Origin of the sequence: Desulfitobacterium chlororespirans DSM 11544 (assembly GCF_900143285.1) — a bacterium.
GTDB classification, from domain to species: domain Bacteria; phylum Bacillota; class Desulfitobacteriia; order Desulfitobacteriales; family Desulfitobacteriaceae; genus Desulfitobacterium; species Desulfitobacterium chlororespirans.
The window spans coordinates 21040-46408 of sequence record NZ_FRDN01000004.1; the positions used below are offsets into that span (position 1 = coordinate 21040).

The following is a 25369-nucleotide window of genomic DNA, read 5'->3' on the forward strand; positions in this document are numbered from 1 at the left end:
CATTATGATCAAAAAGGCAAGAAAAATGCTAACCTGGGCAGGGCTTATGCTGGTTATGGGATTCCTTCTGGCGGGGTGCGGCGCTACCCCACCGGCCACTGCCTCCGGTGACCTGACCCCTAAGCAGGCTGCCGAGCTTGTTTACCATGATTTAGTCTTTCATGATGTTGGTGTCGAAAAGGTAACTGTAACCCAATGCCTTTTTGAGGACATCAATACAGCGGTGGTGGATGTGACCTATTCCACCAATGATGGCAAAAACATCTCACAAAAGGCAACCTTAATCAAATTAAATGGCCAATGGCAAATAGACGGCCATGATCATTGAATTGAGCGAACCCTATCTCCACTACTCCAGGGCGAATCCTTGCCCGACCACCTCTGTGGCTGTCTGCACGATAATAAACGACTGAGGATCTTCCTCCCGGACGATTCGTTTTAAATGACCCAGCTCAGATATACCGACTACACAGATAATAACATTTTTTTCTGCTGCAGAATAGCCGCCTTGGCCATGCAGGAAGGTCACGCCTCTTCCTAATTCCTGGAGAATGCGCTGAATCAATCGATCCGATTGATTGGAGATAATGGTTACCGATTTGGCGGGAAGACCGCTGGATATGACATCCACCGTCTTGCTGAAGGTGAACATGGATACTAAGGTATAGAGGGCCATTTTAGGGCCCAAAATAGCCCAGGAAGCGATAATCACCAAAGCATTGATAACCAGCATCGTCGTGCCCATCGCCCAGCCAAACCGGCGCTGGATCACTTTAGCGATGATATCTGTTCCCCCCAGACTGCCACCTAAACGGAAGACAAAGCCTGAACCCACCCCTCCCAGGACACCGCCATAAAGTGCGCCCAGAAAGACATCGTTTAAGGCCAAAGGCTGAATTCCTTTGAAAAAATCCAAAGCTAGGGAATAGATGATGATGCCAAAAAAGGTTTTAGCGACAAAAATTCGGTTGACTTCTTTCCAACCCAGAGCAAACAGGGGAAGATTGAGGACAAAGTTGACAATGCCGATGGGTAAGCCTAAAGTGTAGAACAAAAGCAAAGCGATGCCGCCGATGCCGCCTCCGCCAAGGCCGGCCTGCACGATAAAACCCTGAACACTATAGGCCACCATGCTCGCCCCTAAAGCGATACCGATAAATTTGCTAATTCTCTTGATCACGTCCCACGGTTTCAAGCAAAGTTCCCCCCTGTTCCGCCATGACGCTCCCTCACTGTAAGGTGTCATGTGTTCCTTAGAATAACCCTTTTTGCCTATAATAACACTATATTACCGCGAAGTTAATAAGGTAAGCGCTTATTTCAAAGGTTAGAGCCCATTTTTATGGAATAAAAAGCAGAAGCCCCGGCCAGCAATGTGAACCGGGTTTCCGCTTTCAGACAGAAAAGTTTGAACAATGGCTATTACAACTGATAAACCCTCAACTCACTATACTATATGCCTGCATCCGGCGAAGTGTGACAAATACTCCCGGGAATAAAAGCAGAAGCCCAGCGCCTTAAATCGGCACCGGGTTTCTGCTTTTTTGTAAAACCCAGGCTATCAAAATAATTGATACTACCACCAATAACCGCTTTGATCCTCCGCCCACTATACTCTATGTCCCTGGTGCCGTAAACGTGACAAGTACCGGGATTATTCCTTCATCCACTGCCGCCCTTTACAAAACAAAAAGCTTACGCACCTATACGTAAGCTCTTTATCTTGATCCATGCTATTTTTGGCGCCTGACTTTCTTAACTGTCTTATACACTCCAAAGAGAACCGCGCCTCCCAGAAGGTAAGGCAAGGCATAAGCGATGCCGACCACAAGGTAGTTGATACCGTTCCAGGTAGAGCTGATGGTTTTCAGCACAGCATCCTGGGCAGCCTGCCAAGTATTGGCCCAGGCAACAGGCCGCCAGGGCTCATCCACACTGACAGGGTTGGGGGTGTTCTGAAAGTTGATGCTTACTGTGGAATAGGCAACCTGATGATCCCAAAGCTTGACTTGTCCCTGCAATTGTTCGATCTGCATGCGTGTACTGCTTAAATAGCTCTCGATATGCAGGATCTCATCCACAGTTTTGGCCTCTTTAAGAATCTCCAGATAGCGTGTTTCCTGAGCCTGTAAATTCCTCAGTTTTGACTGGGTATCATAGTATTCATTGGTAACGTCCAGAGAATCGGTGGAGTTATTCAAAACCTTGCCGTACTCTGCCAGGCGGCCCTTGAAACCCTCCAGCTGCTGGGATGGGATCTTAAAGGTGGCGTAAGCTGAACTGTTGTTTTGATAGCTGCTTTCCGAGGAATTCACCACATATCCCCCCAGGCTTGTGATCTCCTGAGTAACCCGGGTGAGAGCTTGGGAGACATCCTCAACCTGGATGCTGGCATTCAGAGTATAGGTGATTTTCTTGGCCAGGTCGTCAGCGGCCGGAGGAGCCTGGGGTTCGGGAATAGGCATAATGGGGGCGTTTTGGATACTTGGGGCACTTTGAGGGCTTTCCTTAAGCGCTCCGCTTTCCTCCGCCGCCATATCCGACATACCGATCATAACCTCAGGCGCTCCGCCTGCTCCATAGGTATCCATAGCTCTTTTTTGAGCCGATTCTTTGGGGGCTGCCATACTGATATTTTCCTGGCTCCCCGAATCTTGTGCCGCAGTGTTTGCCGAGGAGTTTGCCGTGAAGCCTCCCCCAAATCCTTTGGAGGAATCCTTAAGGCTTTCCATGCCAATCCCGATAAAGGCGAACATAACTACCGCCGCCACCGGCAGGGCCAACTTCCATTGCCATCTCCACCAAAAAGATTTCAGCCTTCTCTGGGCTCTTCCTCCCCATGACTCCTTGGGGGGGAGATCGGGAATGAGAATATTCCGCGGTGATTCACCGACGGCAGCGGCATTCAGCTCCTCCACGCGAATCTTCTCCAGAGTGAGCTGTTTAATCCGTTCTTTTTGCTCTGAATCAGGGCGAGTTTCATGAAAGAAAAGCTTCATCTTCTCTAAATCGCCCTCCTGCTCCCATAGGTTATATGCATCCTTTTTCATCATCGAATTCCCCCTGCATTCTCCAACTCGTAATACTTCCGGAAGCTCTTCTTTGCTCGATACAGGAGACTATCCACAGCTTGCTGGGTTATGCCCAGAATCTGAGCTACTTCGATGGCACTGAATCCTTCAATAAGCCTGAGTTGTATCACTGCCACTTGTTGTTCAGAAAGCTTGGCCAGTGTTTCGCTTACGCTCAGCACGGTCAATAAATGGTCACTATGATCATCTGTCGACTGGGTAGATTTTATTTCCTCACTTAACGATACTATTTGCATCCCTTTCCCCTTGCGGGTTCGGTAGAAGTCGGCAATATGATGATAAGCGATGCGGAGCGCCCACGATTTCAGGGTACTTTTACCCTCAAAATTAGGCAATGCTCGCCAGATTTTAGTAATCACTTCAGCGGTTACATCCTCAACATCACTTTGCGGTACCCGCAAACGTACAAAACGGTAAAGAATAGGAAAAAGCTCTTCATAAATCTCATCAAAGGAGTCCGCTTGCACTATGAGGAAACCTCCTCTCTCTTTCTGTTAATTTAGACGCTGGTATGTTTGAATATCTGACGATATTCTCTCTTTCTATTCCCCACGAAAAGAAAGAAATCCTGCCTATTAGGCAGAATTCCAGACATTGGCCTGCAACAGGTGTCACAGACCACTAGAGCAAAGGTGAAAGAAGACGCGCTAAAGCGATTTGCAAAGACAAAAGCGGCGTTCTGCTTTGCAGATCTTGCTGGGTTATCTGCAGGCTGTCCCGTAGATCCTGCTCTTGGTCGCGAACCAGCTTCTCTGCAAAATCAGAACCGAAGATCACCGCACTCAATTCGAAATCTATTTGAAAACTCCGTATGTCAAAATTGGCAGATCCGACCACACCTATCTCCTGATCAACAGTCAATACTTTGCTGTGCAGGATCCCCTTTTGGTAGCGATAGATCTCCACACCCGAGGGGATTAAATCGTGGAAATAGGAGGAGGAGGCCAGGTAAGGAAGCTTATGATCAGGTTTTCCCTGGACGATGATTTTAACGGCTACCCCTCTGGAGGCCGCGGTTTTCAGGGCCATGATCATACTTTCATCCGGTATGAAGTAAGGAGTCGTCACCACGATTTCTTTTTGAGCCGTGCTTAACATCGTGAAGAAGAGTTCCTTGATGGATTCATAATGGGAATCCGGTCCTCCGCCAATAATTTGGACCAGCTTTTCCCCGTCCGTCCGGTCCTCGGGAAAATAACGAGGGTCCCTATGGATTTCCTCCGTGAGATAATACCAGTCATTGAAAAAAATCTCCTGAATGGTGTGCACGCTGGTCCCTTCCAAGCGCAGATGGGTATCCCGCCAAAATCCGTACTTAGCGCTTCGGGATAAGTATTCATCCCCTATATTGATACCGCCCAGATAGCCAATCCTGCCGTCAATGACCACCAGTTTGCGATGATTGCGATAGTTCAAGGTCAAGAAGGCCCGTGGAAAGCGCAGGGGTAAAAACCACTGCAGCTCTATTCCGGCAGCTCTCAACTCTCTGAGAAAATTCTTAGCGAGTGTGCGGCTGCCCAGCCCGTCAAAAATCAAACGTATCTTTATACCCTCAGCGGCTTTGCGGATCAGCAGCTGTTGGACGGTCCTGCCAATGGCGTCGTCATGAAAAATATAATATTCCATATGAATATGGTCCTGAGCTTTTTCTAAATCCTCAAGCAGAGCCGCAAATTTTTCGTCTCCGTTGTGGAGAAGGGTAAGGGAATTATTCCGGGATAAAGGCGCGAAAGCCTTTCCTAATAAAAGCCGTGACAGGCCTTTGGCGTCGATGGACTCCTGGATATAGATCTCATTTTCAGAGAAATTCTCTTTTTGCTGATGGGCTAAAGCGGGCAATTGTTCCCCGGGTATATGTTTGGACCGGAATAAGCTTTTTTTAATCGGGGTGCAGCCGAAAACCAGGTAGATCAACAACCCTAAGAGAGGATTGAGGGCCAGAAAAGACAGCCAGGCCGCGGTCTTTTCCGGATTCTTCTTTTCTAAGCAAATGATAAGCAGCGCCAGTGAAAGGGCTAACAGAGCTGAACCGATCAAAAGTTTTATCAATTTAATCACCTTGTCCTGACACCGTTTTCTTGCATTTTGGTATGACAATAGTATGACAAAAAAAAGCAACTTCAATGCGAAGCTGCTTTTCTAAAGCTCAATCTCAATCCTTCTTTCTCCCATAAGCAATATAGCCAAAAACCAAAGCACAGATCACGAGGATACCGGGATGAACGCTGGTCATAAATAAGATAGCCAGGGCTACTACGGCAACAGCCCAGGTACTGCGGTATTTTTTGGGAAAGGATTTCTTGCCTAAATCATAGGCCGACTGAGCGATCAGAACCACCACGACCGGTCTTACCGCGGTGAGTGCGGCACTTAAAGCCGGCGTATGCGAGTATCTGATCAAAAGGTCTCCTAAAATCACAATCACAAAGGTGGAAAGGAGTGTCCCCAAGAGTCCGGCCAAAGCACCGGGCCAGCCGGCAACCTTATATCCCATATAACTTGCCAGCTTGGTGGCAATAGGACCCGGCAATGAGTTCCCAATTGCCAGGGCATCGGCAAATTCCTCTTCGGTCAGCCATTTATAGCGGGTAACCGCCTCCCGTTGAATTAAGGGAATCATAGCCGGACCTCCGCCAAAACCTAAATTGGTGGCACGGGCACAGCCAATAAACACTTCCCATAACTTTTTAATCATGTCATCACCTCAATATCCTTACTGAAAGACCAAAAGTCCAAAGACCATGGATAGGATAATTACAATTCCCGGATGCAGCTTCAATTTATAAAGGCAGATCATGGCCGCACCGGCTATGACCCAGCTCCAGATGCTTGGAAAGGCGCTTAAGCCCATGTCGAAAGCTGTCTTGGCCACCAGAACCGTCACCAGAGGGCGAACTCCGGTTAAGGCCCCTTTAAGTACAGGAGAATTGCTATGCTTCATCAAAAAGCCCGTTAAAGCAATGACCAAAATAGAGGTAAGAGCCAAGGTGCCCAGCAAGGCAGCCAATACTCCCGGCCATCCCGCCACATGGTAACCCACATATCCGGATAAAAGAGCGGCGATAGGGCCTGGCAACGAGGTTGCAATGGCCAGGCCTTCCGAGAACTGCTCCAAAGTCATCCAACCATGATTGATCACTTCTGCCTGAATCAGCGGAATGATGGCCGGACCACCACCAAAGGCCAAATTACTGGCGCGGAAAAACGCCAGAAAGATATCCAATAGTTGTTCCAATGATTTCATCTCCTCATCCTGAAAACCTTTCACATGGTTATCATTATAACAAAGTCCCACTCAATTGAGAACATCAAAAAGCAAAAAGGGCTGTTGCCCAAATGAACCCTAAAGTTCCTTGATACAACAGCCTCTTCTGGTCATCTTATCCGGTTCTGACCTTATCTTTTTCATTACTTTTCCGTTACTTAACAAAACCTTATTGAACAGGATACATGCCATGGGAATGCATATAGTTAAAGATTTCTTCACCATGTTCCTGCTCTTCTTTTTGAATATGATTAAGAATTTGCCTGAGATTTGTGTCCTGGAATTCAAAAATTGAGGTGTCATAGGTTCCAGAGACATATTTTTCAGTAGCCAGCATATCGCTGAGCATATTAAAATCTTTTTGGCTGTAGCTGTTGCTCCCTTGAGACTGCATCCCCTGCCCCTGCTGTTGCATTCCCTGGGCTTGCTGCCCTTGGGCCTGCTGTCCTTGGCCTTGATTCATGGACGGAACCTGACCGGACATGATCTGGCTGATGGTGTTATAGTGCTGCTGTTCGCGGGAAGCAAGGTTCTGGAACATTTGACTGAGATTTGAACATTCGGCTTCCTTGGCATATTTACTATATTTTTCGACACATAATTCTTCGTGACCTTTTAAGTCTTTAAGAAGCATTTGCTCCTTTTGACTGAGTTGAACTTGCATGAAGACACCTCCCTAAAATATTAACCCTAGTGTTGACCAATAACCGGAAACTATGTATTTTCCGGGAGAATTATTTAGCATTGAACGTTTTGCACCGAAACTTTTCTCTTGCTCCCACGTACTTTAGAGTAGAGAAACAAAATTATGGACTACGGGAGGGGGATATTAATATGGAAAAGCGCCTTTACCGCTCAGGAAGGGAAAAGATGTTGGCCGGGGTATGCGGTGGTTTGGGTGAGTATTTTGATGTGGACCCGACCCTGATTAGGCTGGCGGTTGTTATTGCCATCTTTGGCGCCGGCATGGGGTTCTTCGCTTACCTGATCGCCTGGATTGTTATTCCCAAGAATCCCGATCATAGATACTTAAACCCATGATTTCCTTTCAATTCCTGATTCAGACTATCTCTAAGCAGAGAATGCCCCTTGATGCAAAGTTCAAGCGGGCATTTTTTTCGGAAAACTCCAACTAAAGCCAAGAATCACTTTGCTGCAAATGGGTTAAATTAAGCATGAGATCTTAAAGTTAAGGAATAGTTGAATCGGGAGGAATATGATGTACAGAATGTCGGAGGAACAACAACAAAAAGTCTTTGCCAATTTTAAGAAAGTCATCGACAAACAAAACGCCGGACTTATCAATAAAGAACTCTACTATCATCTCAACCTGAACTGCAACTTTGTGGCTCATTTTAATCTGCAGGGATTTCGCGAAGCTTACTCCGGTGAAAACTTCCGGGAATTCGTGGATTACTTTAATCCTGCTTCCCCCTCCAGCCAGTGGCTGGCAGCACCTGAAATCAGTGCTGATTTTATTCCCCTCAATCAAGCCATGGTGGACTACGCATACCCAAACCATTAACTGTTTCTGGTACTTTTTAATACCCTTTGCCTGCCCCTTGTTGGAGCAGGAACATTTTGTAATACAGGCCTTTTTGAGCGAGGAGTTCATTATGATTGCCCCGCTCAACAATGTGTCCCTGATGCAAAACAAGGATAAGATCGGCATCCTGTATAGTGGAAAGCCGGTGAGCAATAGCGATGGTACTGCGCCCTTGGCGCATTTTGTTTAAGGCGGTTTGAATAGCCTCTTCTGTCTCTGTATCCACACTGGCAGTCGCTTCATCGAGAATAAGAATTTTAGGCTCTCCGGCAATGGTGCGGGCAAAGCAGATCAGCTGCCGTTGACCACTGGAGAGTGTGGAGCCCCGTTCACTGACAGGTTCCTGATACCCCTGCCCCAGCTTGGTGATGAATTGATCAGCCTCCACAAATTCTGCCGCCGCCTCCACCTCTCCTTCCTTAACCCGGGGCCGGTTGAGAGCAATATTACCGGCAATATCCCCGACAAAGAGGAAAGGATCCTGGGCAACCAGCCCAATCTGAGTGCGCAGCTCTTCCTGGGAAAAGTCATTCAAGGATAGGCCGTCAATCAAGATTTCTCCTTGATTAACAGGGTAAAACTTCATTAAGAGATTGGAAATCGTGCTTTTCCCGCTCCCGGTATGGCCTACTAAAGCTACAGTCTCCCCAGGGTGAACCGTAAAGGAAATATTTTTTAAGACTTCAGTGACACCATCATAGGAGAAACTGACATTGCGAAATTCAATCTCACCTTTTTCTATACCAGGAGCAGGAAGTGCACCGGCTTCCTGAACAGCATTCAAACCAAGTGCGGTGGTGGTCCGCCCGTCATCCAGCACTTCAAAGACCCTTTCCGCGGCGATAATCGCCTGCTGAAGCTGGGAAAGGCGCATTAAGATCATATTCACCGGGTCGATGAAACGATCCAAATAATTGATAAAAGCATAGAGCACTCCCACTTCCACCGGACCAATGATCGATTCCAGACCAAAGAAACCCAGGACCAAAATCAGCGCCAAGGTGTAGAGCAGATCCACTGCCGGACGCATCAGCGTGCTTTCCAGTTTAATATTGGCAATGGCCGCACCGTAATACTTCTCGTTAATACCGGCAAATTTCTTTTGAAAGGTTTCTTCCTGTCTCATGATTTGAATGATATTCATGCCTTGGATGGACTCATTAAGTATCGCATTCAACCTGCCCAGCTCCGCCCGGGAGATCCTGTATATCTTGGAGCTGATCTTGCGGTAGATTTGCATCAAAGCAACGATGATGGGGAGCAGCACCAGGCAGAAGGCAGCCAACCGGACATCCAGGCTGAACATGGCAATAAATATGCCCAGCAGAAAGACAATGTTCTGGACATAGGTTGATAGCACACCGATATAAAGCTCCTTAATCGCCTCTGTATCATTGGTGACTCTGGAGACTAAGGCTCCGGCCGGGGTCCGGTCAAAGACACTCATGGCCAAATATTGAACCTTGCTGAAAATATCCACCCTGATTTGTTGAATAATCAGCAAGGCTATCTTATTGAAACGAACCAATTGGTGATATTGAAGGAAAGAAGCCAAGATGACCAGCAGCAGATACCCACCGCCCAGGATCGTTAAAGCCAGAGGCTCCAGGCGTCCAGGGGTCAGGTAGTCATCCAAAAAGATCTTAATCAGTACAGGTCCGGCTACATCGGCCGCGGTACCCGCAACGAGCAAGGCAAAGGCAAAAACCAGGGGTTTAAGATGGGGCTTTAAATAGGTAAGGAGCCTGAAGATGGTCCTGCCCTGTCCGGTAAGACCGGCTTTGTGTTCCACTTCTTCGGCGATAAGGGTGCTCATGCCAGTCCGCCTCCCTCTTCGATCAAACTTTCCAGTTGTTGAGCCTGATAGGTTTCAGCATACCAGCCCTGATGCTCCATTAATTCGGCATGGCTGCCCCGCTCTACTATTTCCCCATTCTGAAGGACCAAAATCAAGTCGGCATGCTCAACAGCACTGAGGCGGTGGGCAGAGATCAAGGTGGTTTTTTGACTGCGGTTGCGCTTAAGCTCCAGGAGGATTTGTTTTTCCGTCTTGGCATCCACAGCCGATAAAGAATCATCAAGAATCAGTACCTCAGGATCGAGCAGCAGGGCCCGGGCAATCGAAATCCGCTGTTTTTGCCCTCCTGATAAAGTGACTCCCCGATCCCCGACAAGGGTCCCATAGCGCTCTTCAAACCGCTGGATATCTTCATGAATACAAGCCGTTTTAGCAGCCTTCTCAATTTCCGAGAGCTGGGCCTGGGGTTTCCCCAAGGCAATATTTTCGGCAAGGGTGGTGGAAAAAAGAAAGTGTTCCTGGGGGACATAACCAAAGATTCCTCGCAAGCTATCTAAAGGGATCTCCTCAATAGAGACACCGCCAATACGAATTTCTCCTGTCATTCCCGCAAACTCACGGAGGAGGACCCGGAAAAGGGTGGTTTTGCCGCTGCCGGTCTTGCCAACGATGCCCAGGGTCTGCCCTTCTTTAAGGGTGAAATGGATCTTTTTCAGCTCGGGCTTTGTCTGACCGGGATAGGTAAATTGTTCAAGAGCGCAGTAAATATCCCCCTTAACACTTTGTCTAAGCTCTGCCCTGCTTCCTGCAGGGGCTCCCTGTACGGAAACCTGATCCTGAACTTCGGACTCCACCACAAGCAAAGCCTGCACGCGATCATAGGAAGCTCTGCCCCGTTCCATAATATTGAACAGCCAGCCAAAGGCCAGCATCGGCCAAATAAACTGTCCCAGATAAAGGGTGAACTGAGTAAGCTGGCCCAGGGTCAGCCGGAGATGGATCACTTCATAAGCGCCAAAGGAGATGGCCAGAAAAAAGGATAGTCCCACAATCAGCATAATCGACGGATCATAGAGGGAATCGACCACAGCCACCGCCTGATTCTTTTTGACCACATCATCGGACAGCTTGCGGAAGGACTCAATCTCCACTTCCTCCTGACCAAAGGCTTTCACGACACGTACTCCGGAGATATTTTCCTGAACCTTATCATTAAGATCGCCGAAAGCCTCCTGAGCCTTGAAGAAGCGCTCATGAAGCAATGTACCGTAATAACTGGAGACCCAGGCCATAACCGGCATAGGCAACAAAGTAATAAGGGTCAATTTCCAGCTCAGAAAGGCTGCCATGGAAAAAACGACAAAACCGCCCGTGACCAGGGAGTCCACCAGAGTCAGCACACCCATCCCGGCAGTTTCTTGAATCGCTTGAATATCATTGGTAGCATGGGCCATTAAATCCCCGGTCCGGTACTTTTGATAAAAGCTGGGTGACATACGGGTATAATGTTTAAAAAGCTGTTGGCGCAGCAGTCGGCTTAAACGGGCCGCCGCTCCGAAAATCAGGATACGCCAGCTGTAGCGAAGGATGTAGGATAAGATACCCAGGCCGAAGAGGATCAAGAGCCATGACCAAAGGGTTTCCGGAGTTAAGGTCCGGTTGGTTACTCCATCCACGACCCTGCCGACAATATAAGGCGGACAAAGATTGATGGCCGCCAGGATGATGAGCAGAATAATTCCGGTAATATAACTCAATTTTTCCTTCTTAAAAAACCACATCAAATCTATAAATAAACGCATAGGCCACCCCATTCGAAAAAAAATCAAAGCTTTTGCCCTTTAGGGAACATACGAAAACATGATAGCATAGTTTCGCAATAAGTCCTACAGATTAATGCATTATAAAAACACCTGCCGTCCATAAGCAGGTGTTTTTCCATTGTTCGCGTGCACTTAAAAAAGTGCGTCTCAATGTCAGCTCGTGTCTCAGTTTACTCTCCGGGGAGAATTTTGTCAAGAATATAATCTCAGCAACCCTTTAAGTCCGCTCTTTGGAATGACCTTGACCGATCTTGTCATTGTCGTGAGCAGCAAAGGGAGGAATTTTATCTCCCGGGTTCAGATCTTTCTTGCGTATAACCTCGACGGCATGTTTCTTTTCTTTGGGCTTGGACATACAACTCCTCCTTTTCCGCTTTTAGTTTTACTGGTCTACCCTCTTTAGAATACCCTGAAAGTGAAAAATAATATCAGCAATTCCTTTTGCTTTCTTCCCCGTTTAGTTATAAAGTAGAGGTAAATAAGGTGAATTGGAGGTTTTTTTATGGCGTTACCCCCTTTCTTAAAGTCCCTGGAAGGATATGATCCTGCCTTCGCCCAAGAAATTGGCAACATAGCTGCTCTCGCTTTTCAGGAGAACAGCCTTGATGAGAAGACCAGGACATTGATCGCGCTGGCCCTTGATACCGTCTTAGGAGCCTCGGCAGGAGTGGCCAGCCTGGCCAATCAAGCCCGCCAGTTAGGAATCTCGGAGCAGGAAATCGCCGACACATTGCGCCTGGCCTACTTTACTGCCGGTTGTTCCGTCTTAAACACATCTTTTGCTGCCTTTGCCAAAAAGGAGTAGCTTCTTGACTGATTTACTTAATCTTTGGCCACTGGGGATGGCTTACCTAATCATCAACGCAATCTGCTTTTTTCTGATGGGATGGGATAAAAACCGGGCCCGCAGCAGGGGCCGGCGCATTCCGGAAAAGTGGTTCTTTATCCTGGCTTTTCTGGGCGGGGCCCTGGGAGCTTGGCTGGGCATGCAGATTTTCCGGCACAAAACCAAGCACAATACCTTTGTATTGGGAATCCCCCTGCTCCTGGTATGGAATGTGCTGATGATGTATGTGTTGGGGCAGCACCTTTCTCTTTAGAGCATGAATTAATAAGCATGAATTAAAGCAAGCTTACAGGGGCTGTGTCAAAACTTAACTCCGAAAACTCAAAGTTGGTGCAAATAGCCAAAGGCGTCCTCCCTTCACTATAATAGTGGGGGCAGGACGCCTTTATTAGTGATTATTGACACAGCCCCCCGAAGGATAGCCTTTAAAGTCTTTTCTCATTTTGTCACAGGAAAGTATCATGCCGTATTCCTGAACGGTAAAGGTTTCTGTTTTAGTAAAACCATGGGATAGATAAAATCGTATGGCACGCTGATTGGATGATAATACCTCCAGAAGACAATAGTTACATCCCTGCTTCAGCATTTCTTCCTCTATCCTCTGATAGAATGAATGGCCTACACCGAGACCGATATATTCCGGCAGCAAATAAAAGGCATGCCATTCCCCATAGATATCCTTCCCCTCCTTGACTACGCTGAACACGGTACTGCCAATAATCTTTCCCTCAGATTCGGCAATCAGACAAGTATCTCCCTTGCCCGCACCCTCCTGCAAAATCGACACCCAATGATCGGCTTGCAACGAAGACAAATACTCGCCGGCCATCAGCCCTTGGTAGGCTGATAGGTAACTCATCATGATCTGTTCGCTGATTTTTTCCAGCTCGTCCGCTGCAGGCATACGATAGCTTATGGTCATCTTCTTCCCCAGTCAGCCTTTGTAATCCACTTATTCCTTAGTGCCTCCGGAAACACCCGGCTCTTCTTTCAGGAATTGCTTGGATTCTTCCAAAGGCTGCAACTCTTTCTTCTTAATGCTCAGTTCGTAACTATTTCTCATCCGCTTGGAGGCCCAGCGCATTTCCGTGGCCACCACAGCCACCTCCATGGTGGCCCGCAGAAAGTACACACCCCTGAAATGCTTTTGCCACTGATCCATCCTTAGATCAAACTCATTCCAAAAATCCTGATCAAGGGTTCGCAACGGCGTGGCCGGGACAAAGGTGAAGCTGAGGTACAAACTATCCCGAAGCGCTCCCAAGATCCCTTGGCCAACCAGGATATAGTCCAAAAGACTTTGAAACTCCTGACTTATTCCTTGACCCATTTGCGGAGGGGAATCAGGCGCCTGGCGCCGTTTCACTCTTTGGCGGGTCATTTCTTCGATGTTTTCTCCACGCTCGATAAATCCCCGGCAAAGTTCCAGGAGCCGTTCCATAAGCTGCATTTTATCTTTAGAGCTGAATTCCTCCCGGGCATGTTCGTAAAGCTCTGTCACTTCTTCCAGCCGCTTTTCCAGCAAGGTCGGCTTGGCTTTTTCATAGTCATTAAGTGATGTTGAGCCCACATAGTGTTGAAGGCTATTTAAGAAAAACTCCGAGGAATCATAAAAAAGGGCATATAGCTTCTCTTTGAACTGCTTTTTATACCGCGGCGGAGCAAGCACCCGATTAATAGTAAGGGCTACCACCAAGCCAATAAAAATGCATAAAGCCCGGGAAATGGCATGTTCCAAAAATTGGTCGGGAGGGGCATCCAGGATGAAGATGATGGATACAATCCCCAAATTCACACCATGCCACCCCATACGGTTGGAAGCAGCGATCATTAAGATAACAACCAAGCCGATAATATAAGGGTTGCTTCCCACGGTCAGTCCCACGGCAATAGCCAGTACCACAGCCGCAATATTAACTGCAATCTGTTCCCAGGCGTTAGAAAGGGCTTTGCTCACGGAAGGCTGCATATTGATGACCACCGTAATGGCGGCAAAGCTGGCCGGCCCTACTGAAGCTATCTGGCAGATTAATAGTGCAATGGTTACTCCCAGCCCGGTCTTAAGAATTCTTGGGCCAAACCAAGTTTTAAGCTTAGAAAACAGGGAAAATCCCCCTTCCCTCAATTTGTGTAACTAGAGTATAGATCCGAACCCATGCTTTGGCAAGTTAAGAAATCCGACAGAAAAGGGCCTGAATTCAAGCTTTCATCTCTAAACTCTGAGGATTGATTTGGGGGCATGGGTAAGAAAACGGGCCCCCTTTTCTCCGGCAATGACGAGGGTATCCTCTACACCCACGGCTCCTTCCCCGGGAAAGATAAATTTGGGTTCGACGGCTATGGTCATTCCCGGAGCCAGGATCTCCTGAGCTCCTTTACTGATGGTAGGAAGTTCATCTAACTCCAGCCCCACCCCATGGCCGATGAAGCGGACCCGATTCTGCCCATACCCCATAAAATTCTCGGCATAAGGGGTCTCCCTTTCCACCCAGTCCACTAGTTCGGCATAGACATCCCCGGTTTTGCGCCCTGGGATAAGGGCCAGACGGGCCCGTTCCTGGATTTCACAGCTGATCTGATAGGCTTCCGCCATTTTTTGCGAAGGCTCCCCGATCACCAGCATTCTGGTGGCATCCACCTGATACCCTTCCTGGGCTATAACTAAATCCATCATGACCATATCCCCGGCCTGAATAGGGGTATGGGAAGGCCCCAGGGGATGAGCATAAGATGCTCCCAGGCCGGTAACCGGCCCATCAAAGTAGCCGGAAGTCGCCCCTTGGGGTCCAGCCACCACCCCGCCAAAATGAAATTCAAAGCCAAAGGCCCGGGTGCGCAGCATGGTTTCATGCCCCAGCATTCTCGCCTTAGCCTCCAGCAGACCTTCCAGTTCAATTTCAGTCATGCCGGGACGGAGCACTGTTGAAGCATACTCTAAGAGCTGTGCATAGACCCGCCCATTTTCTTCAAGCCGGGCGATCTCCTCTGCAGATTTCACAGCCCGGAAAAGCCGCAGCGGATAGGAAATATCCACCAGCCTTGTTTGGCTGAAGATTTTTGCGTAGCGAAGATAGTTGGCGACAGGCAAAACATCATATTCCAGCCCCATCACCTGGGGAAGAGGATGCCCATGTTCACTGATCAGTTCAGGCAATTTAGACATACCGGTCAGTGGAAAAGCTTCCCAAGGGGACTCAGCCAAGACCCTTTCCATATTCCGATAGACCAGCAGCAGCGGCTGCCCTGCTTGGGGTATATAGAGATGCAGGTTTTGGGCCGTCCCCGTAAAATAGAGGGTATCTGCCCGCTGAACCAAGAGTGCCCCGTCTATTTCCTGTTGCGCCAGGATAGCTTGAAACCCTTTAAGGCGGCGTTCATATTCAGATTTTGAAAACATCCAATCACCCTCTCAAAGAAAATAAACCCAGGCCGTGTCCTGGGTTAGTATTCTATAGAATGTTTACCATTTCCTCTCTAAACCAAGAGGTTCTAAGCTGATATTCTTTATCGCCCCTGGAATTCAGCCTGGCTTTTCTCGAGAAAGGCCTTAAAGCCCGCCTTGCGGTCTTCAGTATGGAAGGCCAAAGCAAAAACCTCTGCTTCATAATCTTGTCCACTGATCAGATCCATATTGGCCCCTTTATAAATGGCGCTTTTGGTTAATTGTACGGCGACGGGAGCTTTGGCGGCGATCTTCTTGGCCATAGCCAGAGCTTGTTCCTGAAGCTCTTCTTTGGGATAAACCCGGTTAACCAGACCCATGCGAAATGCCTCCTGAGCATCCAACAGCTCAGCAGTGAGGAGAATTTCACTGGCCCGCCCGCTGCCTACCAAGCGCGGAAGCCGTTGGGTGCCGCCAAAGCCTGCCGGTATACCCAGGTTTACTTCCGGCTGCCCGAAGCGGGCATTCTCACCGGCCAGGCGAATATCACAAGCCATTGCCAATTCCAGGCCTCCCCCCAGGGCAAAACCATTGATAGCGGCAATGACCGGTTGGGGCAGGCTTTCAATCTGATTCATCAGCTTTTGGCCTAATTGGCTGAACAACCTTGCTTCCAGCGGGGTTTTCGTGTTCATTTCGGCAATATCGGCACCGGCTACAAAAGCCTTCTCCCCGCTTCCCGTCAGAATCACGACCCGTACCAAGGAATTATTGGCCAAATCATCAACGACCTGACTGAGTTCCTGCAAGGTCAGCGTATTCAGCGCATTTAAGGCTTTGGGGCGATTGATCGTCACCAGGGCAATCTGCTCCTGATAGTCAACCAGGATATTTGAATACGTCATAGTTCTCCCCCCTATCTCTCTACAATCAGGCTGACGCCCTGACCGCCGCCGATGCATAAGGTGGCCAGCCCCCGCTGTCCGTCCCGTCGTTTCAATTCATGAAGAAGGGTGACCAGGACGCGGGTGCCGGAAGCACCGATGGGGTGCCCCAAGGCGATGGAGCCGCCGTTGACATTGGTCTTTTCCACATCCAATCCCAGCTCCCGGGTAACGATAGCGGCCTGGGCGGCAAAGGCTTCATTGGCCTCCACCAGGTCAATATCGGCAATGGTCAGTCCGGCTTTGGCCAAGGCTTTTCGTGTCGCAGGGATCGGTCCGGTCCCCATGATCAGAGGATCCACCCCGGCAGAAGCCCAGGAAGTGATTTTGGCCAGGACTGCTAATCCCAACTCCTCAGCCTTCTCTTTGGACATGACCACCACTGCGGCAGCCCCGTCGTTGATCCCTGAAGCATTGCCCGCAGTTACCGTACCCTCTTTCTTAAAGGCCGGCCGCAGCTTGGTTAAAGTATCAGGAGTCGTGCCGAAACGGGGAAATTCATCCTGACTGAACACCAGAGGCTCTCCTCTTTTTTGGGGGATTTCCACAGCGACAATCTCTTCATCGAATAATCCGGATTGGATAGCGGCCTCGGCCCGGTTTTGACTGCGCAGTGCCAAAGCATCCTGATCCTCCCGGGAAATCTGGAATTGCTCAGCGATATTCTCGGCTGTCAATCCCATGTGAATATTATGGAAAGCATCGGTTAAACCATCCGTGATCATGGTATCCACCAGACTGTCATTGCCCATCCGATAGCCTTTTCTTGCTTTAGGGAGAGCATAGGCCGATGAGGACATGCACTCCATGCCGCCGGCGACAATAATATCCGCATCACCGGCCAGGATGGCCTGGGCCCCACAGATTACCGATTTAAGTCCGGAACCGCAGACCTTGTTCAGGGTCCAGGCGGGCACTTCTTGAGGAATTCCTGCTTTAATTGCTGCTTGTCGGGCAGGGTTTTGACCTGCCGCAGCACTGAGTACATTCCCCATAATGACTTCTTCCACTTGTGCAGGCAGGATTCCGGCCCGTTTGATCGCTTCCTTGATCACGATAGCTCCCAGTTCGGCTCCTGTAAAGTTCTCTAAAGCTCCCCCAAAGGACCCCAGGGGTGTACGGACAGCACTGACAATCACTACTTCTCTCATGACGTTCCTCCTCAAGGTAATGACACCTAAATTTTATTAAGCAAGCTTAGCGGTTCTTCTCCAGATACCCATTTTTTCTGCATCTTTAATCAGGTCATCGCGGAAATTGGGGTGAGCGATGGAAATCAAAGCTTCGGCACGCTCCCAGGTGGACTTCCCTTTCAAATTGACGATGCCGTGCTCAGTCACCACATAATTCACCATGGCGCGATGAGTTGTGACGATAGCACCGGGAGTTAGGATAGGATTAATCCGCGATTTTATCTCGCCATTTTTCGCTTTGTAGGTGGACTCCAGGCAGATAAAGGATTTACCGCCTTGGGAATGGTAGGCGCCTAAAGTAAAGTCCACTTGTCCGCCTGTGCCGCTGATTTGACGAGTGCCAGAAGATTCTGAACATACTTGGCCGAATAAATCGACTTCGACGCAATTATTGATGGCGATCACACGATCATTCTTGGCGATGATCCAAGGATTGTTCACATAGTCTACAGGGTAAATCGCGCAGCTGGGGTTGTTATCAAGAAAATCATAAGTTTTCTGAGTTCCCATCGAAAAAGTATAGGTCAGTTTATATCTGTCAATCTGTTTGCGGGCACCGGTAACACGTCCGGCTTCCACCATTTCCACAAAGGCTTCCGTCATCATCTCGGTATGGACTCCTAAATCTTTAAGGTCGGATTGAGCAATAATCTTACCCATAGCATTAGGCATACCGCCAATACCCAGCTGAATGCAGCTGCCATCGACGAGTTCAGGCATAATAAATCCGGCTATTCTGTTATCCAACTCGGTAGGAGGAACGGGTTGAATCTGGGGCAGGTCCCATTCTGTTTCCACGATAGTGTCCACTTCAGAAATATGAATGGCCTCTTCCAGACCGCCCAGACAACGGGGAATTTTCGGATTCACCTCAAGAATAATGATTTTTGCTTTTTCCAACATGGCTTTGGTATGAGAAACCTGAGGCCCGAAGTTAAAAAAGCCTTTTTCATCCATGGGTGCTACCGGTATCATGGCTACGTCCACATCAAGAAAACGCCGATAATAGCTGGGCAGTTCATTATAGAGGATCGGGCTGTACCAGCAAAGCCCCTGATCGTGCAGCTTACGGTCTAAACCGCTGAAATGCCAGTTATTATAAACGAAATGCCTGGCCTCGGGATCAACCTTAACCACCTCGGGCATCCTCACTGCCGTGACCGCCCGGATCTTTACATCCTCAAGCTCATCTTTGCGAGCTGCCAAAGCTTTATCCAAGACAACGGGCTGACCGGTAAAGGAGCCATAATCCACCCAATCCCCTGATTTAACCACACTCACAGCTTTTTCCGGCGAAGTCAGTTTCTTTTGATACTCTTCAATTATACTATTCAAATTCAGCCCCTCCTTATTCTTGCCCTTAGACAATCAACTGGTTAGTTGATAAACGCTCCTCCACCCTAATCCGAAATTCTCTATAATTAACGAATTATAACAATAATGGCCTTACATTTTTTTAGCATTTCCAACAGGTGCGGGGGTTTTTTCTTTGATCCAAGGCTTCGACAAAGGAAGGATCGATTTACCGTAAGTGGTATTGAGAATTAAGGCCGCCGAGAGATACATGGCCAAAATTCCCGCAAAAAGCAGAGCGTAGGCAGCGAAAGGTTTGAAGGAAGGACTGAGAACTCCCAAATCGAGGAAAGCAACCTGGACAACGGCGATATCGATCAGAATAACGATCATGGTTAAGACACTTGTCGCTTTGAAGTAAGCCGGAGTCCAGAGCACCAGACAAAAGGAAAGAACGATCCAAGCCCAGCCGTCAATGCGGGTATCCAAGGGTATCGACCATTGTTGCGCTGCAGCAAAATACTTAACAAAAAACTCCAATCCTCCGACCAGCATGAAGAATGCTGAGAAATAGAGGAAGACGTTGCCGCCAAGAATCTGGCCTTCTTTTAACTCAATAGCACCAACAATGACTTGAGTAATAAAACCACCGATCAACCAGCACCCCAGCAGAGGCATCGCCCCTGCTGTAACCCTGCCGCTCAGCAAAGCGAAAAAAGTAAAGCAAGCAACCCCTAAAGCGACCAGACCTGCAGGCGAAGGATTTGCCCATCCCCCATTATTATTGGACATAATATAATCTCCCCTCTTACTTTTTGACCTGTTGTCCGTCAAAAAATGCTTTGACGCCCGGTCAATTATTCCGATATTCTTTCGACAAGGATCTCTGCAATATCCAATACCTTCACGCTCTCCACGGCCTCACGGGCAGCTATGCCGTCGCTGATCATGGTTAAGCAGAACGGACATCCTGTGCTCACCAGTTCTGCGCCTGCTGCCATGGCTTCGTCCGTGCGCATCTCATTGATACGTTGGCCCTGATGCTCTTCCAGCCACATTCTTCCGCCGCCGGCACCGCAGCAAAAACTCTTCTCATGATGACGGGACATTTCGGTAATCCGGAAACCGGCGGCTTGCAGCAAGGTTCTGGGTTCCGCATAGATCGTGTTATAACGGCCCAGATAACAGGAATCGTGATAGGTAACGGATTGACTGTTTCCCCCCCTTTCCGAACCACTGCCTGCTTTATGAAGCTTTAATCTACCGGAGGCTAATAGTTCGTTTAAATATTCGGTATGGTGGAGCACTCGGTAATTCCCGCCAAACTCAGGATATTCGTTCTTAAGGGTATTAAAACAGTGAGGACATTGAGTAATGATGGTTTTTACCCCGTAGCTATTCATAGTCTCAATATTTTCCTGAGCCAAGGCCTGGAATAGATATTCATTTCCCAGGCGGCGGGCTGAGTCTCCACAACATTTCTCCTCACTGCCTAAAATAGCAAAATTGACTTGTGCTGCCTTCAAGAGTTTCACCAAGGCTGCCGAGACCTTTTGATTCCGTGCATCAAAGGATCCGGAGCAACCTGGAAAGTAAAGAATTTCAGCATCTGGATTTTCTTCTATAGTTAAACATCCTACACTCTGCAAAAAGTCCCCCCGTGAAGACCAGCCGATTCCCCAGGGATTGCTGTTGTTTTCCATATTGCGGAAAGCCAACTGCGCTTCAGCGGGAAAACGTGATTCCATGAGCACCAGATTACGGCGCATATCAATGGTTTTATCCACATGCTCGACAAAGATAGGACATTGTTCTTCACAGGAGCGGCAGGTGGTACAGTCCCAAAGATCATCTTCGGTAATCACACCACCGATGAGAGAGCGCAAGCCCAACTCTTCTTCCGTAGGAGCTTCAGCTTCAGCCGCAGCCGCAACCGCGACCTCATTTCCAGAGCCGGCCACGGCAAGGGCCGGGTTGGCCGCCCGGAAGGTTTTCAGTGCTTGACCCATCTCTTCCAGATAAACGCCCATATCCTGAATCACCTTTTTGGGATTAAGGTGTTTGCCGCTTAAATAAGCCGGACAGTTATCCTGGCATCTGCCGCAGCGCAAACAGGCATCTGTATTAAAAAGCGTCTTCCAGCTGAACTCACCGAGCTTGCTTTTGCCATAAGTCTCCAGGCTCTCATCTTCAAAATCGATATTCTCCGGGACGCCGACGGGGCCATGGTGCCGCAAAAACTGATTGGCGGGAGCCAGGAAGATATGAGAAAGCTTGGAGTAAGGAAAATACCCGAAAAAGACCATCACTAAAATGAAATGGAACCACCAAAGAAAGGCATGAATTCCTTCCAGGGTTGAATTGCTCAAACCCTTGAAAAAGGGTGCCATGGCATAGCCGATGAAGGCATACATGCCCCAGGGATCTTCAACTGCCGCCATACGCACAGCCTGAATGACAAAACCGGTGACCAGGATCGTGAGGATAAGGGCTAAGACAAAGGCATCATCCTTTTTATTATCGAGGCGATCCGGACGCTGGCCATAACGCCGCCAGATAGCCATCAGACAGCCGATAATGGCTAACAGTCCAAAGGCATTGGCGGTTATCTTAATAAAGATATAGAGCCCGCCTTTAAACATATTGATCCCTAAGTCAGCCTGCAAGGCTACAATCATCGTGGCAAAGAACAGCAGGGCAAACCCCCAGAACATCAGAAGGTGCATGATTCCCGGAAAAGCATCTTTTAAGATTCTTTTATGTCCGAAGCCATAAAGAAGGACATCCCCTATTCTTTTGCCGATATTCTGTCTGCGGTTCTCAGGCCGCCCTATCTGCCACAGCTGATAACGCTGATAAAAACCATAACAGAAAAAACCGAGAGCTATGACCAGCATCGGGTAAATCAGCCAGTGATATTCAATATTCCAATAAAGCTCCCGTGTCGCCATATTCCTATTCCCCTTTCCCCTGGGGGTGCTGCCCCAGGGCAGCCCCCCTTCTCCAAACAGGACCCTCTTTTGTTTACAGCGGTGAACTCCCGCATCCACGTTGCCTTAAAAGGGTGAATCCCCCTGCATAAGCCAGAAAATCCGGTCCTTGGTTTATCTGAATCCAATCCACATTCTATCTGAGTGTTATCCGAATCCTATTCCTATCCGAACCCTATCCTATCCGTTCACTAATTTCTTAAATTCTTCCGTAAGGAGGGGGACAACCTCAAACAAATCCCCCACGATACCATAGTCGGCCACATTGAAAATAGGCGCTTCAGGGTCTTTATTGACGGCAATGATGACCTTGGATGCTCCCATCCCGGCGATATGCTGAATCGCGCCGCTGATACCGCAGGCTATATACAGCGTCGGGGCGACAATGCTCCCGGTCTGCCCTACCTGAAACTGGTTGTCTATCCACCCGGAATCCACGGCCGCTCGGGAAGCTCCCACCGCTCCCCCCACCACATCGGCTAACTCTTCAAGCAGAGCGAAGTTCTCTTTCCCTTTCATGCCCCGGCCGCCGGAGATCACAAAATCTGCTTCAGTCAGCGCCGGGCGGCTGGTCACCAAATAGGCCACATCTTTGACAATGACCTTCAGATCTTCCGGGTCGATGGCCACCGCTGCTTCGATGACCTCGGCTTGCCTGGCCGGATCCGGCTCCGCCACCGGGAAGGATTTAGCCCTTACCGTGGCCAGACTGGGCCTGCTCACGATTTCCACAAAGCTGTAAGCGCTGCCCGTATAGACAGGCCGTTTATAAAGAAGGAACTTTTCCGGATCCACTTCAATATCGATAACGTCTGATGCAAGGCCGACTCCTAAGCGTTGGGCCAGGCGGGGAGCCAAATCTTTGCCCACTGCCGTGTGGCCTAACAGGAAGGCTTGGGGTTCTTTTTCCTGAATGAGCTTAGCCAGTGCGGAAGTATAGGCCCCGGTCGTATACTGGGCCAATTGGGGGGAGTTCAGTAAGAAGACCTGATCAGCTCCATAACCGGCGGCTTCCTGTGCTAAGTCGGCGATGCCGTCACCGGCGATCACCGCCGCCAGAGGTTCTCCCGTCTGGTCGGCAATTTTTCGCCCCTGACTTAATATTTCCAAGGATATTTTGCGAACTTTCCCTTCAGCTTGTTCGACAAATACCCATATTCCCTTAGGCATATAACTCACTCCTAACTGTGTTCATTACTGATTAGAGAACTTTAGCTTCTTCGCGGAGGATTCGTGCTAATTCATGGGTGGCTTCTGCCGCTTCACCGGGAAGTATTCTTCCTCCTTGTCTGGGGGTAGGCAAAGTATATTGGGTAACCTTGGCCTGCAGCGCCAAGCCGGAAGCATCCAGCCCCAAGTCACTCAGCTTGAGAGGTGTCAGGGGCTTTTTCTTCGCTTTCATAATGCCGGCTACGGATGGATAACGCACCTCATTGATGCCCTGAACTACGGTGATCACAGCCGGAAGGGATACCTCCAGCGTTGCCAGACCGCCGTCGATCACCCGCAGAGCGGTGGCCTGAGTGCCATCAATATCCAGCTTGGTGACACTGCTGATGGAAGGAAGCCCCAGCTTCTCAGCCATGCGTACGGCTACCTGGGCTGAGCCATGATCGGTGTCCATCACCCCTGCTAAAATGATGTCATAGGGGATGGTCTCGATGGTTTTGGCGAGGATGGCGGCAGCTATGCCTTCATCCACTTCCCCCAGAGCAGGGTCGTTAATATGAATCGCTTTATCGGCGCCCATAGCCAGAGCACTGCGAATGGTTGCGGTGGCCTGATCCCCACCCAGGGTAATAACGGTCACTTCACCGCCGAATTTCTCTTTCATGCGGAGCGCTTCTTCAATGGCGTATTCATCCAAAGGATTGATCACCAGGGTGACCCCATTGGCATCTATTTTTCCTTCACTGTTTAAAACGATTTTAGCTTCTGTATCAATCGTTTGCTTAACGCATACCACAATGTTCATAGGGTATCCTCCTACTCTATTTAAGACCTACTCTTTTAAGATATGGCTGCCAATGACGATACGCTGTACTTCACTGGTACCTTCATAAATCTCTGTGATCTTGGCATCCCGCATCATCCGCTCTACGGGATACTCACGGGTATATCCGTAGCCGCCGTGCATTTGGACCGCCTGAGTGGTCACCCACATGGCTGTCTCTGAAGCATGAAGTTTAGCCATAGCTGAAGCTTTGGAGACAGGTTTATGCTGGGTGGCCAGATAAGCCGCTTGATAAACCAATAACCGGGCTGCTTCGATCTGGGTGGCCATATCCGCCAGCTTAAATTGGTTGGCTTGGAAGTGGGCGATGGGCTGGCCGAATTGAACTCTTTCTTTAGCGTATTTCCTGGCTTGCTCATAAGCCCCTTGGGCGATGCCCAAAGCTTGGGAGGCAATACCGATTCTGCCGAAGTCCAGAGTGACCATGGCAATCTTAAATCCTTGTCCTTCCTGACCTAAGAGGTTTTCTCCCGGGACCCTGACATTATCAAAGACCAATTCATAGGTGGCCGAAGAGCGGATCCCCATCTTTTTTTCCTTCTTGCCAAAGCTAAAGCCCGGCATACCCTTTTCCAGGATAAAGGCGGCGATGCCCTTATTCCCTTTGCTCTTATCCATCTGGGCCGTGACCACGTAAGTATCGGCTTCATAGGCGTTGGTGATAAAAATTTTGGTGCCATTGATGATATAATCATCCCCATCCTTAACTGCGGTGGTCCGGGTTCCGGAAGCATCGGAGCCGGCCATTGGCTCCGTTAAGCCAAATGCTCCCATCTTTTCGCCGCTGGCCAGAGGAACGAGATATTTTTGTTTTTGTTCTTCCGTACCAAAGAGATAAATAGGATTTGCACATAAACTGGAATGAGCGGACACAGTCACCCCGACTGAGGCATCCACCCGTGATAATTCCTCAACCGCTATAGCATAGGATAAATAGTCGGCCTCCACACCGCCGTATTTCTCGGGAAAGGTGATCCCCGCCAGGCCTAGTTCCGCCAGTTTATTCCATATTTCACGGGGAAATTCTTCTTTTTCATCCCGCTCTTCGGCGCCTGCCGCACACTCATTCTCGGCAAAATCCCGCACCATTTTCCTCATCATCACATGGTCTTCACTTAAATCAAAAATCATACGTTTTCGTCTCCCCTCATTTTCTCTGAATATCTCTAACCTTTAATTGAA

Annotated in this window: 26 protein-coding genes; 5 read left to right on the forward strand and 21 right to left on the reverse strand. The window is 48.9% G+C overall.

Annotated features, from left to right (window positions below):
• Positions 1–4 precede the first annotated feature (4 nt).
• A complete protein-coding gene (locus tag BUA14_RS02975; protein ID WP_072771217.1) occupies positions 5–328 on the forward strand; it encodes a DUF4878 domain-containing protein in 324 nt (107 codons plus the stop codon).
• Between the two features lie 21 nt (positions 329–349).
• Here the strand turns inward: BUA14_RS02975 and BUA14_RS02980 are convergent, their stop codons facing one another.
• The 7 genes from BUA14_RS02980 to BUA14_RS03010 form a co-directional block, all read right to left on the reverse strand.
• A complete protein-coding gene (locus BUA14_RS02980) occupies positions 350–1246 on the reverse strand; it encodes a YitT family protein (RefSeq protein WP_178371610.1) in 897 nt (298 codons plus the stop codon).
• 487 nt (positions 1247–1733) lie between these two features.
• Positions 1734–3053: a DUF4349 domain-containing protein gene (locus BUA14_RS02985; protein ID WP_072771219.1), complete on the reverse strand. Its 1320-nt coding sequence runs from the start codon at positions 3051–3053 to the stop codon at positions 1734–1736.
• Complete coding sequence (locus BUA14_RS02990) at positions 3050–3559, reverse strand: RNA polymerase sigma factor (RefSeq protein ID WP_072771220.1); 510 nt, start codon at positions 3557–3559, stop codon at positions 3050–3052. The genes BUA14_RS02985 and BUA14_RS02990 overlap by 4 nt, the downstream gene beginning before the upstream one ends.
• Positions 3560–3713: 154 nt before the next feature.
• Positions 3714–5150 (reverse strand): cardiolipin synthase, encoded by a 1437-nt coding sequence (cls, locus tag BUA14_RS02995; protein WP_072771221.1) that lies wholly within the window; start codon positions 5148–5150, stop codon positions 3714–3716.
• 94 nt (positions 5151–5244) lie between these two features.
• Positions 5245–5787 (reverse strand): chromate transporter, encoded by a 543-nt coding sequence (locus BUA14_RS03000; protein ID WP_072771222.1) that lies wholly within the window; start codon positions 5785–5787, stop codon positions 5245–5247.
• Positions 5788–5805: 18 nt separating this feature from the next.
• A complete protein-coding gene (locus BUA14_RS03005; protein ID WP_072771223.1) occupies positions 5806–6336 on the reverse strand; it encodes a chromate transporter in 531 nt (176 codons plus the stop codon).
• Between the two features lie 190 nt (positions 6337–6526).
• On the reverse strand, positions 6527–7021 hold the full coding sequence (locus tag BUA14_RS03010) for a spore coat protein (RefSeq protein ID WP_072771224.1): 495 nt from the start codon (positions 7019–7021) through the stop codon (positions 6527–6529).
• A 170-nt stretch (positions 7022–7191) separates the two neighbouring features.
• Here BUA14_RS03010 and BUA14_RS03015 point away from each other — a divergent pair, with 170 nt between their 5' ends.
• Positions 7192–7398, forward strand: coding sequence for a PspC domain-containing protein (locus BUA14_RS03015; RefSeq protein WP_005816072.1), 207 nt, complete (start codon positions 7192–7194; stop codon positions 7396–7398).
• Between the two features lie 178 nt (positions 7399–7576).
• A complete protein-coding gene (locus BUA14_RS03020; protein ID WP_072771225.1) occupies positions 7577–7882 on the forward strand; it encodes a hypothetical protein in 306 nt (101 codons plus the stop codon).
• A gap of 16 nt (positions 7883–7898) precedes the next feature.
• Here the strand turns inward: BUA14_RS03020 and BUA14_RS03025 are convergent, their stop codons facing one another.
• The 3 genes from BUA14_RS03025 to BUA14_RS27775 form a co-directional block, all read right to left on the reverse strand.
• Positions 7899–9719 carry an ABC transporter ATP-binding protein gene (locus BUA14_RS03025; protein WP_072771226.1) on the reverse strand — a complete coding sequence of 607 codons (1821 nt, stop codon included), beginning with the start codon at positions 9717–9719 and terminating at the stop codon, positions 7899–7901.
• Complete coding sequence (locus BUA14_RS03030; protein WP_178371611.1) at positions 9716–11503, reverse strand: ABC transporter transmembrane domain-containing protein; 1788 nt, start codon at positions 11501–11503, stop codon at positions 9716–9718. Before BUA14_RS03030 ends, BUA14_RS03025 begins: the two co-directional genes overlap by 4 nt.
• Before the next feature lie 238 nt (positions 11504–11741).
• Positions 11742–11879: a hypothetical protein gene (locus tag BUA14_RS27775; protein ID WP_178371612.1), complete on the reverse strand. Its 138-nt coding sequence runs from the start codon at positions 11877–11879 to the stop codon at positions 11742–11744.
• A gap of 147 nt (positions 11880–12026) precedes the next feature.
• Between BUA14_RS27775 and BUA14_RS03035 the strand changes: the two genes are divergently transcribed.
• Positions 12027–12329 carry a carboxymuconolactone decarboxylase family protein gene (locus BUA14_RS03035; protein WP_072771228.1) on the forward strand — a complete coding sequence of 101 codons (303 nt, stop codon included), beginning with the start codon at positions 12027–12029 and terminating at the stop codon, positions 12327–12329.
• A gap of 4 nt (positions 12330–12333) precedes the next feature.
• Entirely contained in the window at positions 12334–12624 is a 291-nt protein-coding gene (locus BUA14_RS03040; RefSeq protein ID WP_178371613.1) for a DUF1294 domain-containing protein, read from the forward strand.
• A 135-nt stretch (positions 12625–12759) separates the two neighbouring features.
• On the opposite strand, the gene BUA14_RS03045 is transcribed toward BUA14_RS03040, so the two are convergent.
• From BUA14_RS03045 to BUA14_RS03095, 11 genes are all read right to left on the reverse strand, one after another.
• Positions 12760–13293: a GNAT family N-acetyltransferase gene (locus tag BUA14_RS03045; protein WP_072771229.1), complete on the reverse strand. Its 534-nt coding sequence runs from the start codon at positions 13291–13293 to the stop codon at positions 12760–12762.
• A 30-nt stretch (positions 13294–13323) separates the two neighbouring features.
• Complete coding sequence (locus BUA14_RS03050; protein ID WP_072771230.1) at positions 13324–14496, reverse strand: FUSC family protein; 1173 nt, start codon at positions 14494–14496, stop codon at positions 13324–13326.
• An 87-nt stretch (positions 14497–14583) separates the two neighbouring features.
• The gene (locus BUA14_RS03055) at positions 14584–15768 is read right to left on the reverse strand and encodes a M24 family metallopeptidase (protein WP_072771231.1); all 1185 of its coding nucleotides are present in this window, start codon (positions 15766–15768) and stop codon (positions 14584–14586) included.
• A 107-nt stretch (positions 15769–15875) separates the two neighbouring features.
• A complete protein-coding gene (locus BUA14_RS03060; RefSeq protein WP_072771232.1) occupies positions 15876–16658 on the reverse strand; it encodes an enoyl-CoA hydratase-related protein in 783 nt (260 codons plus the stop codon).
• An 11-nt stretch (positions 16659–16669) separates the two neighbouring features.
• Positions 16670–17848: an acetyl-CoA C-acetyltransferase gene (locus BUA14_RS03065; RefSeq protein ID WP_072771233.1), complete on the reverse strand. Its 1179-nt coding sequence runs from the start codon at positions 17846–17848 to the stop codon at positions 16670–16672.
• Between the two features lie 36 nt (positions 17849–17884).
• Positions 17885–19225 (reverse strand): acetyl-CoA hydrolase/transferase family protein, encoded by a 1341-nt coding sequence (locus tag BUA14_RS03070; protein ID WP_072771234.1) that lies wholly within the window; start codon positions 19223–19225, stop codon positions 17885–17887.
• 111 nt (positions 19226–19336) lie between these two features.
• Complete coding sequence (locus BUA14_RS03075) at positions 19337–19975, reverse strand: acetate uptake transporter family protein (RefSeq protein ID WP_072771235.1); 639 nt, start codon at positions 19973–19975, stop codon at positions 19337–19339.
• A 65-nt stretch (positions 19976–20040) separates the two neighbouring features.
• Entirely contained in the window at positions 20041–22134 is a 2094-nt protein-coding gene (locus tag BUA14_RS03080; RefSeq protein ID WP_072771707.1) for a heterodisulfide reductase-related iron-sulfur binding cluster, read from the reverse strand.
• A gap of 219 nt (positions 22135–22353) precedes the next feature.
• Positions 22354–23343: an electron transfer flavoprotein subunit alpha/FixB family protein gene (locus BUA14_RS03085; RefSeq protein ID WP_072771236.1), complete on the reverse strand. Its 990-nt coding sequence runs from the start codon at positions 23341–23343 to the stop codon at positions 22354–22356.
• Between the two features lie 31 nt (positions 23344–23374).
• On the reverse strand, positions 23375–24148 hold the full coding sequence (locus tag BUA14_RS03090; RefSeq protein WP_072771237.1) for an electron transfer flavoprotein subunit beta/FixA family protein: 774 nt from the start codon (positions 24146–24148) through the stop codon (positions 23375–23377).
• A 27-nt stretch (positions 24149–24175) separates the two neighbouring features.
• The gene (locus tag BUA14_RS03095; protein WP_072771238.1) at positions 24176–25318 is read right to left on the reverse strand and encodes an acyl-CoA dehydrogenase; all 1143 of its coding nucleotides are present in this window, start codon (positions 25316–25318) and stop codon (positions 24176–24178) included.
• Positions 25319–25369 lie beyond the last annotated feature (51 nt).

Bases quoted from the DNA above. Each gene is read 5' to 3' on its own strand.
- BUA14_RS02975 (WP_072771217.1), top strand. From the start codon at position 5: ATGATCAAAAAGGCAAGAAAAATGCTAACCTGGGCAGGGCTTATGCTG.
- BUA14_RS02980 (WP_178371610.1), bottom strand. From the start codon at position 1,246: ATGACACCTTACAGTGAGGGAGCGTCATGGCGGAACAGGGGGGAACTT.
- BUA14_RS02985 (WP_072771219.1), bottom strand. From the start codon at position 3,053: ATGATGAAAAAGGATGCATATAACCTATGGGAGCAGGAGGGCGATTTA.
- BUA14_RS03000 (WP_072771222.1), bottom strand. From the start codon at position 5,787: ATGATTAAAAAGTTATGGGAAGTGTTTATTGGCTGTGCCCGTGCCACC.
- BUA14_RS03005 (WP_072771223.1), bottom strand. From the start codon at position 6,336: ATGAAATCATTGGAACAACTATTGGATATCTTTCTGGCGTTTTTCCGC.
- BUA14_RS03010 (WP_072771224.1), bottom strand. From the start codon at position 7,021: ATGCAAGTTCAACTCAGTCAAAAGGAGCAAATGCTTCTTAAAGACTTA.
- BUA14_RS03015 (WP_005816072.1), top strand. From the start codon at position 7,192: ATGGAAAAGCGCCTTTACCGCTCAGGAAGGGAAAAGATGTTGGCCGGG.
- BUA14_RS03020 (WP_072771225.1), top strand. From the start codon at position 7,577: ATGTACAGAATGTCGGAGGAACAACAACAAAAAGTCTTTGCCAATTTT.
- BUA14_RS03025 (WP_072771226.1), bottom strand. From the start codon at position 9,719: ATGAGCACCCTTATCGCCGAAGAAGTGGAACACAAAGCCGGTCTTACC.
- BUA14_RS03030 (WP_178371611.1), bottom strand. From the start codon at position 11,503: ATGCGTTTATTTATAGATTTGATGTGGTTTTTTAAGAAGGAAAAATTG.
- BUA14_RS27775 (WP_178371612.1), bottom strand. From the start codon at position 11,879: ATGTCCAAGCCCAAAGAAAAGAAACATGCCGTCGAGGTTATACGCAAG.
- BUA14_RS03035 (WP_072771228.1), top strand. From the start codon at position 12,027: ATGGCGTTACCCCCTTTCTTAAAGTCCCTGGAAGGATATGATCCTGCC.
- BUA14_RS03045 (WP_072771229.1), bottom strand. From the start codon at position 13,293: ATGACCATAAGCTATCGTATGCCTGCAGCGGACGAGCTGGAAAAAATC.
- BUA14_RS03055 (WP_072771231.1), bottom strand. From the start codon at position 15,768: ATGTTTTCAAAATCTGAATATGAACGCCGCCTTAAAGGGTTTCAAGCT.
- BUA14_RS03060 (WP_072771232.1), bottom strand. From the start codon at position 16,658: ATGACGTATTCAAATATCCTGGTTGACTATCAGGAGCAGATTGCCCTG.
- BUA14_RS03065 (WP_072771233.1), bottom strand. From the start codon at position 17,848: ATGAGAGAAGTAGTGATTGTCAGTGCTGTCCGTACACCCCTGGGGTCC.
- BUA14_RS03075 (WP_072771235.1), bottom strand. From the start codon at position 19,975: ATGTCCAATAATAATGGGGGATGGGCAAATCCTTCGCCTGCAGGTCTG.
- BUA14_RS03080 (WP_072771707.1), bottom strand. From the start codon at position 22,134: ATGGCGACACGGGAGCTTTATTGGAATATTGAATATCACTGGCTGATT.
- BUA14_RS03085 (WP_072771236.1), bottom strand. From the start codon at position 23,343: ATGCCTAAGGGAATATGGGTATTTGTCGAACAAGCTGAAGGGAAAGTT.
- BUA14_RS03090 (WP_072771237.1), bottom strand. From the start codon at position 24,148: ATGAACATTGTGGTATGCGTTAAGCAAACGATTGATACAGAAGCTAAA.
- BUA14_RS03095 (WP_072771238.1), bottom strand. From the start codon at position 25,318: ATGATTTTTGATTTAAGTGAAGACCATGTGATGATGAGGAAAATGGTG.